Origin of the sequence: Chloroflexus sp., assembly GCF_034431535.1 — a bacterium.
In the GTDB taxonomy this organism is placed as follows: Bacteria; Chloroflexota; Chloroflexia; order Chloroflexales; family Chloroflexaceae; genus Chloroflexus.
Genome location: NZ_DAOUDC010000052.1, coordinates 1 through 16,669, shown reverse-complemented (window position 1 = coordinate 16,669; position 16,669 = coordinate 1). Strand labels below are relative to the sequence as shown.

Below are 16,669 nucleotides of genomic sequence, written 5' to 3'. Positions count from 1 at the left end.
TAAGAATCACTGTGCAGGCAGGGCAACACACCGCTGCCTGCCCACCGAATGCTACTCCGCGATCCCCAACGCGGTCAAGATAAACGCATATTCCCATGCAAACTCCTCCAGCCGAGCAAAGCGGCCCGAATGGCCGCCGTGTCCGGCTTGCAAGTTGGTGCGCAAGAGCAACATTGTATCATTCGTTTTGACGGTGCGCAGCTTGGCCACCCACTTGGCCGGATCCCAATAGGGCACCTGTAGGTCGTACAAGCCGGCGGTCGCCAGAATGTGCGGGTACGGCCCCGGCTTGAGATTGAGATACGGGTCGTAGGAGCGCATCAGCCGGTATTCGGCCTCGATCGCCGGGTTGCCCCACTGCTCCCATTCGGTGACGGTCAGCGGCAGATCAGACTTGAGCATTGCGATCACAACATTGGTAAACGGCACACCGGCCACCACGGCCTGAAACAGGTCGGGCCGGGCATTGACCACCACACTCATCAACAAGCCGCCGGCGCTGCGGCCACTGATCGCCAGTTGGCGCGGCGCGGTGTAACCCTCGGTGATCAAATACTCGGCGCACGCGATAAAGTCGCTGAACGTATTGGGCTTGTGGAACATCCGGCCCTGCTCGTACCACTGCCGGCCCAGCTCTTGACCGCCGCGAATATGGGCAATCGCCACCGCAAACCCGCGGTCGAGTAGGCTCAGTCGTTTGCTGTCGAACGAGGGATCGTAGCTGTAGCCATACGCGCCATAGCCGACCAACAAGCACGGGCCGCTGTTACGGGGCCGATCGCGCCGGTAGACGATCGAAATCGGCACCTGCGCCCCATCAGGGGCCGTTGCCGCCAATCGCTCGCTCACGTACAGCGATGGATCGTAGCCGGACGGAATCTCTTCCTGTTTGAGCACACACCAAGCGCCGTTCGCCATATCGTATTCCACTACCGAAGCCGGCGTTACCAGCGAGCTGTAGTTCAGTCGCAAACGGCTGGTGGCAAATTCATCGTTCACGTGCGGCCAGCAGGTATAGACCGGCTCAGGGAAAGCGATATACCGCGGATCGCTACCATCAGTCGCGCTGATCCGGATGTGGCGCAAGCCGGCCCGTCGCTCGTAGACCACCAGATAGTCAGCGAAACAGTCGAGATGATCGATCAGCGTGTCGTCACGGCCCGGCAACAGCTCGACGGCTACGCTTGGATCAGACACCGGCGCTTGCAGTAAACGGAAGTTTTCGGCGCCGTCGTTGGTGCGGATGTAGAAATAATCGCCATGGTGATCGACAAAATAGTCAACCTTGGGCCGGCGCGGATAGATCACGCGCCACTCAGCGAAGGGGGTGGCAGTGGGCAAGTAGCGCACCTCGGTACCGCCATGGCTAAAGCAGGTCAACAACAGGTACGCGCCAGAGCGGGTGCGGCGGAGACTGAGGCTAAACCGCTCGTCGGTCTCTTCATAGATCAGTGCGTCTTCACTGGGAGACGTACCTAACACGTGGCGGTACAGCCGGTAGGCGCGATGGGCATGATCGAACACAGTATAAAAGAGGGTCTGATCATCGGCCCATGCCACATCATCAACCTGCTCGATCGGCGCATCGAGCAGCGCGCCGGTAGCGAGATCTTTAACGAATAGGGTGAAGATGATCGAACCGGTGGTATCAAGACCATAGGCAAGCAGTTGCTGATTCGGCGACGGCTCGTAGGGACCGAGCCGGCAAAAAGCATGCCCGATTGCGAACACATTCAGATCGAGCAACACCTCTTCCGGCCCGTCATCGCCTTCCGTCCGGCACATCAGCGGGTACTCCGCACCAGTTTCAGTGCGCGAATAGTAGCGGTAGCGGCCACGCGGCGCCGGCACCGAACGGTCATCCTCTTTGATCCGTCCCCGCATCTCGGCGTAAAGCCGCGCGCGCAACGCTGCCGCCGGAGCCATCACCGCTTCGGCGTAGGCATTCTCGGCTTCGAGGTAGGCGATCACCGACGGGTCGTCGCGATTCTCGAGCCACGCAAACTCATCGACGATTTCATCGCCATGGAGCTGGATCACCACCGGTTTCCGCTCGGCAACCGGCGGGTTGATCGGTTCAACGCTCATGAGGTTCCTCCAATAACCACGTTGCCAACCGTCCAATCATCTCGGCGGAGGCATCTTCCAACACATAATGGCCGGCGTCATCGAGCCGGGTGAGTTCAGCGTGCGGGAAGCGGGCCAACCAGCCGGCCAAAAACCGGTCATCAAAACACCAATCGCGCCCGCCCCACACGATGCGCACCGGCTTGGCGCGCAACCCAACCAGTTCGCGATCAATCGCATCAACCACCGGCCATGTGGGGTGAACCGGATGCAGCGGAATATCCTGTACAAAGCGGGCAATCGCAATCCGGTCAGTCGGGGTCTGATACGGCCAGAGATAGCCCGCGCGCACTTCCGGCGGCAATGGCCGCACCACCGTCATGAACGTAGCGGCAAGGGCAAAGGCATTGAGCTGGCGAATCGCCCACTCGCCAATCTTCGGCGTCTTACCGGCGGCAATCCGCAGCGGAATATGCGGCGAGAGGAACGCAGCCGTATTGAGCAGCACGATCCGCCGCACCAGCTCGGGATGGCGCACGGCCCACCCCATCCCGATTGCGCCACCCCAATCGTGAACGACCAGATCGACCGGCCCCAGCTTGAGATGAGCCAACAATTGTTCGAGATTGGCAATATGGTTGGCGAGGCAATAGTCGTACTGTTGCGGCTTATCCGACAACCCGCAACCGAGGTGGTCAAGCGCGATGACCCGGCGTTGCCCACGTAAGGCCGCGATCAACCGCCGGTAAAAGAACGACCATGTGGGATTACCGTGAAGCATCACGACCGGCGGGCCAGCGCCTTCGTCAACGAAGCGCAACACCCCGGCGGGCAATGCATATTCGCCAAGAGCAAACGGGAAAAGGGTACGGATAGGCGACTGGGCAATGGCGCCATTGATCTGCATACAACGCCGGCTCCTCGGCTGGACGCACAACAACTCTCTGAGAGTATACACCGAATAGCGGTTGTGTGTTAGGCCGGGGGATGAAACGTTGTACGATTGATCAATACCTGCATGGCATCATCAGCCGGCAATGGATAGCCGATCAAATAGCCTTGGTCATACTGGCATCCGACCGCGCGCATACGCTCAATTTGGCCGGTGGTTTCTAAGCCCGCGGCGACCACTTCGAGATTAAGACTGCGGGCTAAATTCACGATCGCGCCGACGATAGACTACGACTGCTGCGCCTGTTCGAGTTGGACGATAAAGTTGCGATCAATCTTGATCTGGTCAATCGGCAATTGCACCAGATAACTCAACGACGAATAGCCCACGCCAAAATCATCAATCGCAATCTGAATGCTATACTCGCGCAAGCGCATCAACACCGCCGCCGCATCGCGGCTGTACTCCATCAAGGCGCTTTCGGTCAATTCGAGCTTGAGCGCAGATGGCGGCAGCCGGTATTGTTCCAGCAATTGGACAATGCGTACATACAGAGCGGGCAACATAAACTGGCGCGCCGATAAGTTGACGATGACTGATAAAGTCATCGCTTGGGGCAACGTCCTGCGTCATTCGGCCAATTGCCGGCACACGTGTTCGAGCACCTGCCAGCCAATGGCATCATTTAGCCCAGCTTCCTCGGCCACATTCCAGAAATGCCGCCAGAGGCAATATGCCGCGAGTGGGATGTTCCCACCGCACCAATGCTTCAAATCCAACCAAGACACCTGAACTAATGTCAATAATTGGCTGGTAATAGACCCCCGATATGGGGTTGAACCGGATAGATAGTATGCTGATGATGGTTAACGACTAGGGTGTAGAGACATTATACCGATCACCGAGCGTCTGATTCCAGTCTAACCAGTAATCGCCGAGATCGTGCAACATCCGCGTGAACTGTTGAAAATCCACCGGCTTGACTAAATAGCTATTCGCGTAGCGCTGATAGGCAGCCTGCAGATCACGATCGGCGCTCGAGGTGGTCACGACCACAACGGGAATATGGCGCGTCTCGGCGCTGATCTTAATCTCTTGCAACACCTCTAAGCCACTCAGCCGCGGCAGTTGCAGATCGAGCAGCACAATATGCGGTTGGGGACTGGTAGCCGGATCGGCGAATTGGGCGCGCCGCCAGAGATAATCGAGCGCCGATTCGCCATCGTTGACATGGATGATCCGGTTCGGAATCCGATGATCGTTCAATGTCCGGATAATCAACTCAGTATGGTCAGGGTTATCTTCGACGAGCAGAATGATAGCCGGTTCAATGCTTGTTTTCATATCTATCCTCTCTGCAGGCGCTTAGGTTGGCAACGCCGTTGGCAACGTCAGATAAAACGTCGAACCTCTCCCCAATCCCTCTGACTCTACCCATATCTTACCACCGTGCGCTTCCACAATCCGGCGCACGAGCGTCAACCCGATGCCGGTGCCTTCCACCCGCTGGTCAAGCCGCTCAAAGAGGCCAAAAATCCGTTGGGTGTGGCGAGGATCGATGCCAACCCCATTATCGCGCACACTGACCAGCACAAACTGAGGGTCATCAGCAGCGCGCGCTTCGATCCAGATCTGCGGCGATGGTTGATCACCCATGAATTTGGCCGCGTTATCGATCAAGTTCTGAAACACTTCGCGCAGACGGGTGCGATCGCCGTAGATTTCCGGCAAATTCGGCGGCAGATGCAAGTAAACATTGCGTTCCGCCAACCGCCCGCTCACCCCGGCTGCCGCTTCGCTAATCAGCAACCCAAGCCCGATCCGTTCCGGCGGATTGATTTGCCGGCCAGCGCGCGAGAGATGCAAGAGATCTTCGAGCAATTGGTACATCCGATCCGCCGCTGCAATAATGCGTTGTAAATCAGATGGGATGCGTTCGATCTTGCCAGTCGCGAGATCGCGCTCGATATAACTGGCAAAGCCTTTAATCGTGATCAGCGGGCTTTTCAAATCGTGCGAAACCGTATACGTAAACTGCTCTAACTCGGCATTGCGTGCTTCAAGTTCGGCAATGAGCCGCTCACGCTCAAGTTCGGCCCGCTTGCGCGCCGTAATATCCATTCCCAACGCCTGATACTCAACCGGTTGCCCCTGATCATCGAGCAGCAAACGATTGACCCAGTGTTGCCAGCCGATCGAGCCATCAGGATGCAATACTTCGTGTTCTTGCTCCATCACCGGCTGGGTTGGGCTGAGCTTGGCAATTCCTTCCGCCACCAACGCGCGTTGGGGAGGGGGAATGAGTTCATAGAAGTTGAAACCAATCAGTTCATCACGGGTGCGCTGAAAGGTCTGGCAGTAGAGATCATTGACAAAAGTGAGCGTGCCATCGGGTTGAAAGCGGCAGACCATCGCTGGCAGATCATTGACGAGACTGCGATAATACAGTTCGCTCCGCCGCAGTTCGGCTTCAATCGTCTTGCGAGCAGTGATATCAATTTGCAACCCATACATCCCGTGCAGCGCACCCTCAGCATCGATCACCGGTTGGCCAATGCCGCGCAACCAGCGTAGCGAGCCATCAGGTAATACAACCCGGAATTCAACATCGAAGTCAGCATGTTCTTTGATTGAATGATCAATCGCCGCTTGTAAGGCAGCGCGATCGTCAGCATATACTTGCTCACGCCAGCGGCGAAGCGTCAGCTTATCACGATCGGGATGTAGCCCCAGCAACGGGTAATTTTCCGGCGACCAGCGCATGGTGCGCGTAGCGGCTTCCCATTCCCACGCGCCGGCGCGCGCCGCCAACAACGCGAGCCGCAAGCGTTGTTCGGCCCGTGTGCGTTCGGTAATCTCCATTTGGGCCGCCGAAAATGCCGCCGAAAGCTGAATATCGACGATGACGAGTATCACACCCGTCAGCGCCAAGATGGCCAATACCATTAATGCATAGGTCAACGGTGTAGTGAGCAAGGATCCCGGCGGCAGCCATCCGGCTGCTTCCCAAACCCAAAGCGCGCTGATCGTCAGACTGTTGGCGGCAACTGCCGCAATGGCACCCTTCCGGCCAAAGCTCAGCCCGGCTAAGAGCACGACAATCACATAATGTAAAATCGCCGAGCTACGCACACCGCCAGTAAACAATACCGCCACCGTGATCACCAACCAAAGCACGCCACAGACCATCCCACCCGCGAGGTGAATGGCGCCACGCTGCACAAGCCAAGCCCCGCCGCCAAACACTGCGGTCATAATGATCGCAGCAGCCAACGGGATCTGTGGCGTTGGGTACAGCCAAGGAGCGATGAGCGCGAAACCGCCCGCTATCACAGCCAGAAAGCTAAAAACAGGCAATAGAAAGATCGCCAATCGCTGTCGATCATCGGCAAAGAGTTGATTGAGCTGCTGGCCAGCCGGCCAAAAGGTTGAAAGAAGCTGGCGGAGGTTCATATCCCTTGCTTGACGTCAAAACCGCTACGAACGAATTCCGTCCTATATCCGGCCATTAGTGCAGACAGATCTCATCGCGCATGCGAAAGATAGCGTATACTATGCTTGAGTGTGAACTATCCGGCTGACGCACGATCACGGTAAATGCTGTATCACATGAGCATCAAATAGTATAGACGAAATGGCTGCTTCCACTATACACAATGGTTATTACCAAATCTAGTCCGCGCATCATTCGTGAGACGATCCTTGCCTCAGGCATCCTTTAACCGTAGGATCACTATGCAACATGTACTTTGGAGCGTGTTATTCAGCATCGTGCTTGCCTCGTGTAGCACAGCGCCCGCGTTACCCACACCATCACCAGTTCCTGAAACTGTCCAGCCCACCCCCGGCGCACGGCTCTTGCCGGCGCAGCTCTACGTTCTTGATCGCGGCCAGATTGCCCGGATCGAGACCGATGGCGCAACCCGCCGCCAGCTTACCCGCGAGCGCATTGAGATGGAGGGCATTCCTCCGATCAGTGATATGGATCTGCATCCGATGGCCGGCTTGGTCTATGTGGTTGGCGCTGCGAAAGGCGACCGCTTAGTGCGCACCGCGCTTGACGGCAACAATCCACAGGTGATTTACTTTGCGGAAGGGCATCAACTCAGCGCCGTGCGCTGGTCGCCCGATGCGCAATTTATCTATCTCCGCTTCCAAAACAACCGCGAGGTGCGCGATCTCCCCGACGGTCTGTACCGGCTGCCGGCCACTGGCGGCGACCTTGAACTGGTGCGCGCCGATGATCCGGTTGATGATCCGCTGAATCCCAGCCGTGCTATTCGTAGTTATGCCCCGTTCCTCTGGGATCCGGCAGGCGATACGTTGTTAGTTGCGTCGTCTGCCAAGTTCTACGATGATTGCGAACTTGTGTTTTGGCAACCACAGACTGAGGAGTTACGCCGGCCAACTGTCCCTGATGGGATGTATGGCTGGTGTGGCGAGGCATTGTGGCTTGGCGACAACCGGACGGCCCTCATGTTAGTTGGTCCGCCGGAAGGCCCCGGCGTGTGGCAAGTTAATGTGCAGACGATGCAGGCGAACCGTCTCAGCGCCGGTGGTATTCTTGCCCGCGCACCATTTCGCAGTGGGCCAGACCTGCTCTTTGTCGCGGTTGAGCGGGTGAGCGACGGATTTACCTTTACGCTCACCCGCCAGTCGCCTGACGGTACGCTCACCAAGCTGCGCCCACCGTTTCGCGAAACGCCGCTGATCATCCGCTGGGCGCCTGATGCAAGCGGTATTGTGGCCTTGGTGCGTACCGAGACCGGAACGGCATTACGTTGGTATCCGATTGGCGATCGTCCGGCGGTTGACCTACCGCAAACCGAGCGTGGGGTGAGTTGGTTGATGTGGGGGCCAATGCTGCCGCAGGGGTAGCCACCATCATCTCGTGACCAATCGATAGGGCGGCGTTATGGGGGGGATCATACGCTATAACCTGACGTTCACCCTTGAGATGGCCGGCGTCGGGTTGCGCTATTGGGCTATTGTTTGGGCTGGTTCGCCATTCTTAAGCGACAGCGCTGTTCACACCTTGGCGATCATTGGCGCCGTGGGGCCGCCGTGCTATTCGTTGCTGGCGTGGGTTGGCCCGCCGGGAGGCAACTGGATTATGCGCTGGAAAGTGCGCGGGCGCGCGCCAACCATCACCGAGCAAGCGATCCTTGCAAAGGCATTCCGCACGCTTACCAACCGCGGCATCACCCCGCCTCGCTTCGTCTACACGGTCGATCAACCTGACCTCAATGCCAGTGTGATTGGCCATACCCTCTACTTGCACCGCGATCTGTACGCTAGTCCGCATCTTATCGCCGTGCTTGCCCACGAAATGGGCCACTACCATAGCAATGACGGTCGACTCGCGCTGGCGCTGCACCGGCTGACGATTCCCGGCGGTTGGTTAGTTGTGGCATTCACTATGCGCCTGATTGGCTTGATCGGGAGCTTGCTCAACCCTATCGAACGCCTGCTTAGTGCGATTAGCTATATCGTGCTGCGGATAGAAATCACCATTCCTACCCGGCTCAACCAGTTTATCCAGCGCATTGTTGTGTGGATGGTTATCGCGCTCGTTGGTGGGATCGGTATTGTAGCTACCGTACCGTTGTGGCGCTCCTACATTCGCCGGCGCGAATTGGCCGCCGATCGGTACGCCGCGCAGCACGGGTTTGCCTGTGCCTTAACCCTCTTCCTGCGCCAATCCCAGCTCGACGAGATGAATCTGCCATGGAATCAAGCTTCTTTCCATCCGCCGGTAGAAGAGCGGTTAGCCGCCTTGCAGCCGTATCTGCCACATCTTTCAGATGATGGCGTCGAGTATGCGATCTCGTAGCCAAGCAGTTAATTCATCCACCTGCTCGCCCGGCAATAACGGCAACGCCGTTAAACCGCTCGCATATGACACCGGTGTGCTGGCGCCGGGGAACAACAACGCCAGCGCACCGACCGCGCGGCTGCCGTCATGACGGCCTATTCCGGCCAGATAACTGTACCCCTCATCAATGGCGCTGGCCGGCAGCGCACCTTCCTCGCTGCGGTATTTGGCGTCGAGCACAATCAACCCCGGCGCGCGCCGCGGATGGGTGATCTCAATTGACACATCCGGCACACGCACCCGATCGTCGAGTGAGCGGAACGGTTGGCTATTCGGCGTGTAGCGCGGCTGATAGCGTAATGCCACCGTCGCACCCGCAGGATGCGCTAGCACGAGCAAAGGCTGCTGCGCCGTCAATTGCGCTGTCTGCCCGGCAAGGAGAGCCTGCTCACGCACCTGCCAGTCGTCGAGTGACAGCAGGTCAACCGAAACGCGCGCCGCGCACCACGTCTCGTAGAGGCGGGCCGCCTCGCGCACCGGTATCGCGAGCAGTTCCGGCTCCCACCCCACCCCCAACCGGCGCCGCATTAGCCGCCGGTACGCCGCGACAATCCGCTCATCGCGGCTGCGTGGCCGCCACGCCGGAAGTCCAACTAACGACTGAATAGTTACGTCAAGTCTCGCACGCACTGCACGCAGCCTCCCGATCACCATCGCCAATCGCGTCCGTGCCTCGGCGGGCAACGGCGTCACCAGCAGCGCTTGCCCGCTCGCGATCAGACGGTCAAGCAACTGCGCAGCCACGTACCGGCTACGCTCAAGCGGATCAGGCCGGCTCGCCTGCACCCAGACCCGATCGGGCCAACCAGTGGGTGGCAGCGGCGCAGCATCGGACGCAAGCCGCCAGCGGGCTGGATCGGGCCGTTCGCGGAGCGCCCCCAATTCGCGCGGCCCTTCCCATTGCCGCCGGCGCTGGGGAGGTTTGTGTGCTAACCGTTCTACGGCGGCGAGTAGGCGTTGGGTCAACGGGCCGGTCAAGAGCGCCAGCAGCGCCGCCCGATCAGGCTGGCCGGCGTCACCGCTGCCGGCAGGGTGGCGGCCACCGCTCAGGGCATGGGCCAGCGCCGGCGCCAATTCGGCCAGATCGGCCAGCAAAGCGGCGTAGCGGCGCGCATCGAGCAGGGAAGGAGCGACTTGCACGATGCCGTGCCATTCCGTAACCTGCGTCACTGCGGTGATGGTCAAACAGACCGGATACGTTCCAGCGGCTGCCGGCGCTTGCCAGCGCCAGCGCCACAGCGAGTCGCCGGGTCGGAGAAACGGTTCGAGCGATTCGTCGCCAATCACCAACTGCGCCGTCGCTCCTGCCGGCACCGCACACGACCACTCAGCGACGCTCCGCTCGATCACCGTTGGCGTGACCGCAGGTGCGCCATCGAGCAACAAGACCGGCCCGGCTACCACCATTTCCTCCGCTTGAAATAGATCGCCAGACTGAGCGCAATTGTCGCCATCAACCCCAAGGCAAAGGGATAGCCCCACGGTTGCTCAAGCTCAGGCATAAGTGCGAAATTCATGCCGTATATTCCTGCTACCAGTGAGCAGGCCATCAGAATAATTGACCAGAGGGTCAACACCTTCACCAACTGGTTGAGCTGATTGCCTTGGAGCGACAGATAGCTATCGAGCGCACTCGATAGCAAATCGCGGTAGAGGTCAATCGATTCGGTCACACGCACCAGATGATCGTAGACATCGCGCACGTAGGCCAATTCGCGGGGTTGGAAGATACGCACTTCTTGGCGCAGCAAGACATTAAGCACATCGCGTTCGGGGGCAACAATCCGACGGAAGAAGAGCAAATCTTTCTTGAGCGTGAAAATCTCGCTGGCGACCTCTTGGCGGCCCCGTTGAAAGATCGCTTCCTCGACTTCCTCGATCTGCTCGCCGATCTGGTCAAGCACGACAAAGTAGTCATCAACAATGGCATCGATTAGCGCATAGAGCACGCTACTCACCTGATAGCCGGGCACGTGGCTATTCGTCTGCCAGCGGGCCAGCGTCTGCTGGACGTGGCGCACCAGGCCGGGCCGGATGCTGACCAGATAGTTTGCGCCGACGAACAGCGTGACCGGCAACAAGCGCAATTCACGCGCGTCAGCAGCGTATTCTACGCTGTAGAAAATGATCAGATAATAACCGGGATAGGTCTCGATCTTGGGCCGTTCGTGCTCTTGCAAAGCGTCTTCAATCGCGAGCGGATGAAAACCGAACTCCTCGCGCAACAAGGCTATGTCAGCCGGAGACGGTTGCTCAAGATCAAGCCAGATTAAGGTGCGCGGCTGCAAGAGCAAGTCGCTGATCTGATCGAGATCGGTGACTGGTTGCACGCTCTGGCGGTGAAAGACATTGAGCGAAACCATACCGCTATGCTTCCCACACAATCAACGCCGCATGGGGCACCAGCGCGTCGCAGATATGATCGTAGAGAATACCCTGCACGGTAAAGCCGCTGCGCAATTGCGGCGTCAGCGTCGGATCGCTCAACCGGCCCGCCACCACAGCGGCCACATACTCTTCAACCGGCATCTGGTCGCGATACGCCGCGTAACCGGGCAACATCCCGCCGGCAACCATGCCCCGCATTCCCAGCCGGCGGATCAACGCCTTGCGCGCATCGTAGAGCATCCGGCTCATGCCGCGCCCGCGGTAATCGGGGTGAACGCTCATATCAGCGCCGTACAACCACTCGCCATTGGGATCGTGATGGCCGAAATTGCCGTGATCGACAATCTCTTCAAAGGTATGCTGGCAAAACACCTTTTCGCCGCTGATGCGGAAGGTGCTGCTTTGACCAACCACGCGATCGCCATCAAGTGCCACATGCTGGCCTTCGGGAAAGAGGTGCAAATGAGCGGCAAAATTCTCGGCGCTAAAGTGATCTTCCGGGTCGAGGGTCGGAAAACAGATTCGCTGGTGAATCACCAACTGCGGGATGTGTTCGGGTTGGGTTTGGACAACGGTAATAGGCATAGCAATCCTTGTGCAGAAACATTAGTATGTGAGAGCGCATCGTGATGCGCCCTCACGTATACGTGCTACCCGCGCATCGCGCCGATCAACACCTCAAGCCCTTCATCGAGCTGGTCATCGGTAATCACCAGCGGCACCAGCAAGCGAATGCAGTTCACATACAAACCGGCCCGCATCGCCAGCACCCCGCGTTCGAGCGCGCGGCCCAAGATTGCCAGCACCTCTTCGGCAGTAGCCGGCGTGCGCTTGCGCCGATCCTTCACCAGCTCGATCCCGATCATCGCCCCCATACCACGCACATCACCGACCAGCGGATCGAGCGAGTCATCAGCCAGCAATGGCTCAAAACGAGCGCGGATCTGCTGGCCGATCGCCTTGACCCGATCCAGCAGCCGCTCGCGCTCGATGATATCAATCGTCGCCAACGCCGCCACACAGGCCAGCGGATTACCGCCGTACGTGCCGCCTACCCCGCCATAATGGGCCTTATCCATCACCCGTGCTCGCCCAATGGTCGCCGCCAGCGGCATCCCGGCAGCAATACTCTTCGCGGCGACGATGATATCCGGCTCAACGCCAAACTGCTCAATCGCAAACAGGGTACCGGTGCGGCCAAAGCCACTCTGCACCTCATCGACGATCAGCAACGAACCGTTGCGATCACAGAATTGGCGCAGGCGACGCATAAACTCCACCGGCACCGGGATAAAGCCACCCTCACCCTGCACCGGCTCGATCAAGACCGCCGCCACCGTTTCGGGGTCAACCCCCGCGATCTGCATGCACTCGAACGCCGCCCAACACTGCTCGACCGCCTCTTCCTCGCTCACACCCATACGGTAGGCATACGGGAAAGGGGCACGGTAGATTTCGGGAGCAAAGGGGCCAAACTTCTTCTTAAAATAGGTGCGCGAGGTCAGCGAGAGGGTCAACAGCGTGCGCCCGTGATAGGCGCCATCGAAGACAATAATCGCCGGACGGCCAGTTGCGGCGCGGGCAAACTTAATCGCATTCTCAACCCCTTCCGCGCCCGAATTGGCCAGCAACGTCTTGCACGGCTCGCTAATCGGGGCTAACGCATTCAGCCGCTCGCACAAGGCGACATACGGTTCGTAGGTGCCAACTAGCGCCGACAAGTGGATCAACTGCTCGGCCTGCGACTGAATTGCGCTCACCACCTCCGGCGGGCAATGGCCGACCGCCAAGGTACCGATCCCGCTGACAAAATCGATCAGAGTATTGCCGTCAACATCCGTCACCAGCGCGCCGTGACCAGAAGCAATCGCAATCGGCGTCGCCCGGCCCAAACCAGCTACCACGGCAGCATCGCGCCGGGCCAGCAACTCACGCGAACGCGGGCCGGGAATTTCGGTGACAAGACGAATATGGCGCACGGCAGGCACAGTCATAGAACACTCCTTTGTGCATTGGCATCAACAAGCGCTTCGATGCCCACCATTATAACAAAAAGCGCGGCTTGCGCCGCGCTGCCAACTCACCCGCTCCTCACAGCCCATCTACTGGCTCACGGCTTCATCCGCCTCACCCACATGCAGACCTGCGCCACCTGCTGCGGATGGCCAATCACCACTGGAGTCGGCAACCGCACGGTGTGCAGCAAGGTCTGCCAATCGGGCAATTCGCCCTCTAACGGGCAAACCACCCCACCAGCAGCTTGTACAATCACCCAGCCGGCGGCCACATCCCACACCTTCGCGCGCCCAATAATCGCCGCTTGGGCCTGCCCGCGGGCCACATAACAACAATCCGCCGCCACCGATCCCAACACCCGCACCTTCCCGGGATAATAGATGGCATAGGCGCGATGGAAGGTCGAAGGGATCGCAATCCAGTCATTGGGGCTCGACGGCTGCGGCGGCGCCACTTGGATCGGAGTCTCATTCCAAAACGCGCTCCCGCCGGCCAGCGCCCAATAACAATCGCCCAACACCGGCAAATAGATCACACCGGCCACCGGCTGCCCGCTCCGGATCACCCCAATCGACACGGCCCACATCGGCAGGCCCGAAACGAACGAACTCGTGCCATCAATCGGATCAATCACCCACACATACTCACGGTCGAGACCCACCGGCTCACGCTCTTCACCCATCACGCCGTGATCAGGATAGCGGGCATGAATCTGCTCGCGCAACCAATCTTCAATCGCGCGATCAGCCGCCGTCACCAGACTCTTATCGAGCTTACGCTCCGGCGACACCTGATTAAAATACGAGCGCAAGAGCAGCTCGCCGGCGCGCTGCGCCCACGCGCGCGCAAGCGCAATATCAATCTCCACACGAGCCTCCGCCGGTACGGTGCCGCAATCTCCGCCTGCTGCGGTGCGTTATCTCATTGTACTACCAATATGGCACGTTTGAAACTATCCGGTACGCAACAAGCCCAACCAAATGAGGGCGCATCATTTATCCGAAGTGGCAAGGCGCATCGCAAGCAGATAACATCCAAACAACACCGCATACACCACCAACAGACCGAGCGGAATCAGCTCAAGCGACAGCCGGTCAGCCAACACCCCAATCCCAGCCGGGATGAGCGCCATCCCAACCCCGGTCGCCGCCATCTGCATACCGATCGTATGCGCCGCAAACGGTTCGCCAACGCGCGCCGCCGTACCCGACATCAAGGCCGGAAAGATCGGCGCGATCGCCAACCCAATCAACCCAATCGCTAGCACGTTCACGATCGGAGCGAGATTCCACAATAACAGAGCACTCCCAAGCAACGCGCCAAGCAAGCCACCGCGCACAAGCCGGTCAGGGTCGGCACGCACCACCACCACCCCGGCAGCAACCCGGCCAATTGTAAACATCAGCCAATAACTGCCGGTCACAACACCGGCCAACGCCGGTTCAACCCCACGCGCCTCGGTCAGAAGCGTATAAGCCCACACCCCCAACGCTGTTTCAGCGCCGACATACAGCACAAAAAGCGCAACGCTCACCCACACCGCCGGTTGGCGCAAAGCCGGCCCTAACGGCGTCTGATAATCGCTCAACCGCTTCTGCCCACCCGGCACAGGCACCGGCTGCTCCCACAGCGACAGCGTGAGGAAAAACCCCACCGCCAACACCAACTGAAAGACGCCTACTGTCCAATACCCCACCCGCCACGACTGCCAGAGCGCCAAACCCGCCGTCATCAGCAACGGCCCTGACGTAATGCCGACTCCCCAACTCGCGTGCAGCCACTGCATCAAGCGCGCGCCAAAATGGGCCGCAACATAGGTATTCAAGCCAGCATCAATCGCGCCAGCGCCAAGGCCGGCCACCACCCCCAGCGCCACCACCATCCACCACAGCGGCACGAGGGTATACCCCAGCAACGCCACCCCGGTCAGCAAACAACTCAACACCAACATCCGCCCCACCCCAAACCGCGCCAGCAGCGTCCCGCTGAAAAAACTCGACGTCGTATAGCCCGCCACACCAGCCACCAACAAACTGCCGAGCGCATCAAGCGGCAAAGCAAAATCGGCCCGCAGCGACGGCCACCCCACGCCGATCAACCCATCCGGCATCCCCAAGCCAACAAACGCAACAAACGCCAGCGCAACCAGCGCCAAACGCGGATGGCGCGCTGAACTCAGCCAAGCAACCATACCAACAACACCTTTCGCCAAAAAAATTCGGTGGCACGGGCAGCTTGCAACCGACCCGTACCACCGGCATCATAACAAAGCACGACCAAGAACACATCGGCGCAACGGCTGAAGCATCCGGCAAACACCGTTCACTGCGCACCATACCAACAGTAAAACCCGAAGCCTATGGGTTAACAGCACACCTAAACTCAACCCAACAATTTCATGCAGCCATATTGTGATGTCCGATGGCATGCATTGCTTGCCTCATGTCATAGCGCGGGAGCGCAGCCCCATACTCATCGCCAGTACTCGCCCCTGTGGCATTGTTCAAGGGCGGCCAGAACGTATGAGCGTAGATATGGTTGATGGCGTTGCGATGCACCATTGCACTCTCGATGGTGGGGAATATCGCGTTTCAGTGCTCTACCGTGAGCCGAAATTGTTGAAAGTGAGAAAAAGTCGATCCATTTCAAGCTTGCCCGAAGTTTCAGTGCTCTACCGTGAGCCGAAATTGTTGAAAGGATGATTGTGCTTCAGCACACCGGCACCGATAACCCAGTTTCAGTGCTCTACCGTGAGCCGAAATTGTTGAAAGCGACGTATTATGTTTCTCACCCCAACAAAGACACCAGTTTCAGTGCTCTACCGTGAGCCGAAATTGTTGAAAGCAGCACTGAATGTGCTAAAAGATGCCAATACTTCGTGTTTCAGTGCTCTACCGTGAGCCGAAATTGTTGAAAGGCAAGACATTGCACTCTACGAACGTCTCCGAGCCAAGTTTCAGTGCTCTACCGTGAGCCGAAATTGTTGAAAGAGGTTCTCGTTGCAAGACCGCTCCTGATGACCGAGAAGTTTCAGTGCTCTACCGTGAGCCGAAATTGTTGAAAGCGACAATACATTGTTCCGCTACTTGCATCCCTTGGGAGTTTCAGTGCTCTACCGTGAGCCGAAATTGTTGAAAGAAGTAAACCCACTGGCCACACCCTGACAACATTCCGTTTCAGTGCTCTACCGTGAGCCGAAATTGTTGAAAGACCAAACAGGCGACGTAAAAATGTTCACGGTAGGCGCATAGTTTCAGTGCTCTACCGTGAGCCGAAATTGTTGAAAGCTGCGCTATGCCGAAGGTTCATCCTCAATCACTACGGGTTTCAGTGCTCTACCGTGAGCCGAAATTGTTGAAAGTAATTGGTACGACGTGGAACTTTCAACACCATCAAGTTTCAGTGCTCTACCGTGAGCCGAAATTGTTGAA

13 protein-coding genes, 1 pseudogene and 1 CRISPR repeat array are annotated in these 16,669 nt (G+C 58.4%); of the genes and pseudogenes, 2 read left to right on the top strand and 12 right to left on the bottom strand.

Annotated features, from left to right (window positions below):
- Positions 1 to 51 precede the first annotated feature (51 nt).
- The 6 genes and pseudogenes from U9R61_RS12670 to U9R61_RS12645 form a co-directional block, all read right to left on the bottom strand.
- Positions 52 to 2,088: a S9 family peptidase gene (locus tag U9R61_RS12670; RefSeq protein WP_322489182.1), complete on the bottom strand. Its 2,037-nt coding sequence runs from the start codon at positions 2,086 to 2,088 to the stop codon at positions 52 to 54.
- Complete coding sequence (locus tag U9R61_RS12665) at positions 2,078 to 2,974, bottom strand: alpha/beta fold hydrolase (RefSeq protein WP_322489181.1); 897 nt, start codon at positions 2,972 to 2,974, stop codon at positions 2,078 to 2,080. The genes U9R61_RS12670 and U9R61_RS12665 overlap by 11 nt, the downstream gene beginning before the upstream one ends.
- 68 nt (positions 2,975 to 3,042) lie before the next feature.
- Positions 3,043 to 3,525, bottom strand: a pseudogene (locus U9R61_RS12660) (EAL domain-containing protein).
- A 115-nt stretch (positions 3,526 to 3,640) separates the two neighbouring features.
- Complete coding sequence (locus U9R61_RS12655) at positions 3,641 to 3,742, bottom strand: hypothetical protein (RefSeq protein WP_322489180.1); 102 nt, start codon at positions 3,740 to 3,742, stop codon at positions 3,641 to 3,643.
- Positions 3,743 to 3,832: 90 nt separating this feature from the next.
- On the bottom strand, positions 3,833 to 4,303 hold the full coding sequence (locus U9R61_RS12650) for a response regulator (RefSeq protein WP_322489179.1): 471 nt from the start codon (positions 4,301 to 4,303) through the stop codon (positions 3,833 to 3,835).
- Between the two features lie 21 nt (positions 4,304 to 4,324).
- A complete protein-coding gene (locus tag U9R61_RS12645; protein ID WP_322489178.1) occupies positions 4,325 to 6,412 on the bottom strand; it encodes an ATP-binding protein in 2,088 nt (695 codons plus the stop codon).
- 282 nt (positions 6,413 to 6,694) lie between these two features.
- Between U9R61_RS12645 and U9R61_RS12640 the strand changes: the two genes are divergently transcribed.
- A complete protein-coding gene (locus tag U9R61_RS12640) occupies positions 6,695 to 7,837 on the top strand; it encodes a hypothetical protein (protein WP_322489177.1) in 1,143 nt (380 codons plus the stop codon).
- A gap of 37 nt (positions 7,838 to 7,874) precedes the next feature.
- Positions 7,875 to 8,792 (top strand): M48 family metalloprotease, encoded by a 918-nt coding sequence (locus U9R61_RS12635; RefSeq protein WP_322489176.1) that lies wholly within the window; start codon positions 7,875 to 7,877, stop codon positions 8,790 to 8,792.
- On the opposite strand, the gene U9R61_RS12630 is transcribed toward U9R61_RS12635, so the two are convergent.
- From U9R61_RS12630 to U9R61_RS12605, 6 genes are all read right to left on the bottom strand, one after another.
- A complete protein-coding gene (locus tag U9R61_RS12630) occupies positions 8,760 to 10,241 on the bottom strand; it encodes a nuclease domain-containing protein (RefSeq protein WP_322489175.1) in 1,482 nt (493 codons plus the stop codon). The two genes, U9R61_RS12635 and U9R61_RS12630, sit on opposite strands and share 33 nt — an antisense overlap.
- Positions 10,232 to 11,197 carry a magnesium/cobalt transporter CorA gene (corA, locus tag U9R61_RS12625; protein WP_322489174.1) on the bottom strand — a complete coding sequence of 322 codons (966 nt, stop codon included), beginning with the start codon at positions 11,195 to 11,197 and terminating at the stop codon, positions 10,232 to 10,234. The genes U9R61_RS12630 and corA overlap by 10 nt, the downstream gene beginning before the upstream one ends.
- Before the next feature lie 4 nt (positions 11,198 to 11,201).
- Positions 11,202 to 11,807 (bottom strand): GNAT family N-acetyltransferase, encoded by a 606-nt coding sequence (locus U9R61_RS12620; RefSeq protein WP_322489173.1) that lies wholly within the window; start codon positions 11,805 to 11,807, stop codon positions 11,202 to 11,204.
- Between the two features lie 65 nt (positions 11,808 to 11,872).
- Complete coding sequence (locus U9R61_RS12615; RefSeq protein WP_322489172.1) at positions 11,873 to 13,216, bottom strand: aspartate aminotransferase family protein; 1,344 nt, start codon at positions 13,214 to 13,216, stop codon at positions 11,873 to 11,875.
- A gap of 116 nt (positions 13,217 to 13,332) precedes the next feature.
- Positions 13,333 to 14,106, bottom strand: a complete 774-nt coding sequence (locus U9R61_RS12610) for an inositol monophosphatase family protein (protein ID WP_322489171.1) — start codon at positions 14,104 to 14,106, stop codon at positions 13,333 to 13,335.
- 123 nt (positions 14,107 to 14,229) lie between these two features.
- The gene (locus U9R61_RS12605) at positions 14,230 to 15,429 is read right to left on the bottom strand and encodes an MFS transporter (protein WP_322489170.1); all 1,200 of its coding nucleotides are present in this window, start codon (positions 15,427 to 15,429) and stop codon (positions 14,230 to 14,232) included.
- 397 nt (positions 15,430 to 15,826) lie between these two features.
- A CRISPR array of direct repeats spans positions 15,827 to 16,599; the repeat unit is 37 nt; unit sequence GTTTCAGTGCTCTACCGTGAGCCGAAATTGTTGAAAG.
- Positions 16,600 to 16,669: the final 70 nt, after the last annotated feature.

What these genes read in the sequence shown, in the direction of transcription:
- U9R61_RS12650 (WP_322489179.1), bottom strand. Translation starts at nt 4,303, where the DNA reads ATGAAAACAAGCATTGAACCGGCTATCATTCTGCTCGTCGAAGATAAC.
- corA (WP_322489174.1), bottom strand. Translation starts at nt 11,197, where the DNA reads ATGGTTTCGCTCAATGTCTTTCACCGCCAGAGCGTGCAACCAGTCACC.
- U9R61_RS12620 (WP_322489173.1), bottom strand. Translation starts at nt 11,807, where the DNA reads ATGCCTATTACCGTTGTCCAAACCCAACCCGAACACATCCCGCAGTTG.
- U9R61_RS12665 (WP_322489181.1), bottom strand. Translation starts at nt 2,974, where the DNA reads ATGCAGATCAATGGCGCCATTGCCCAGTCGCCTATCCGTACCCTTTTC.
- U9R61_RS12640 (WP_322489177.1), top strand. Translation starts at nt 6,695, where the DNA reads ATGCAACATGTACTTTGGAGCGTGTTATTCAGCATCGTGCTTGCCTCG.
- U9R61_RS12605 (WP_322489170.1), bottom strand. Translation starts at nt 15,429, where the DNA reads ATGGTTGCTTGGCTGAGTTCAGCGCGCCATCCGCGTTTGGCGCTGGTT.
- U9R61_RS12630 (WP_322489175.1), bottom strand. Translation starts at nt 10,241, where the DNA reads ATGGTGGTAGCCGGGCCGGTCTTGTTGCTCGATGGCGCACCTGCGGTC.
- U9R61_RS12615 (WP_322489172.1), bottom strand. Translation starts at nt 13,216, where the DNA reads ATGACTGTGCCTGCCGTGCGCCATATTCGTCTTGTCACCGAAATTCCC.
- U9R61_RS12645 (WP_322489178.1), bottom strand. Translation starts at nt 6,412, where the DNA reads ATGAACCTCCGCCAGCTTCTTTCAACCTTTTGGCCGGCTGGCCAGCAG.
- U9R61_RS12635 (WP_322489176.1), top strand. Translation starts at nt 7,875, where the DNA reads ATGGGGGGGATCATACGCTATAACCTGACGTTCACCCTTGAGATGGCC.
- U9R61_RS12670 (WP_322489182.1), bottom strand. Translation starts at nt 2,088, where the DNA reads ATGAGCGTTGAACCGATCAACCCGCCGGTTGCCGAGCGGAAACCGGTG.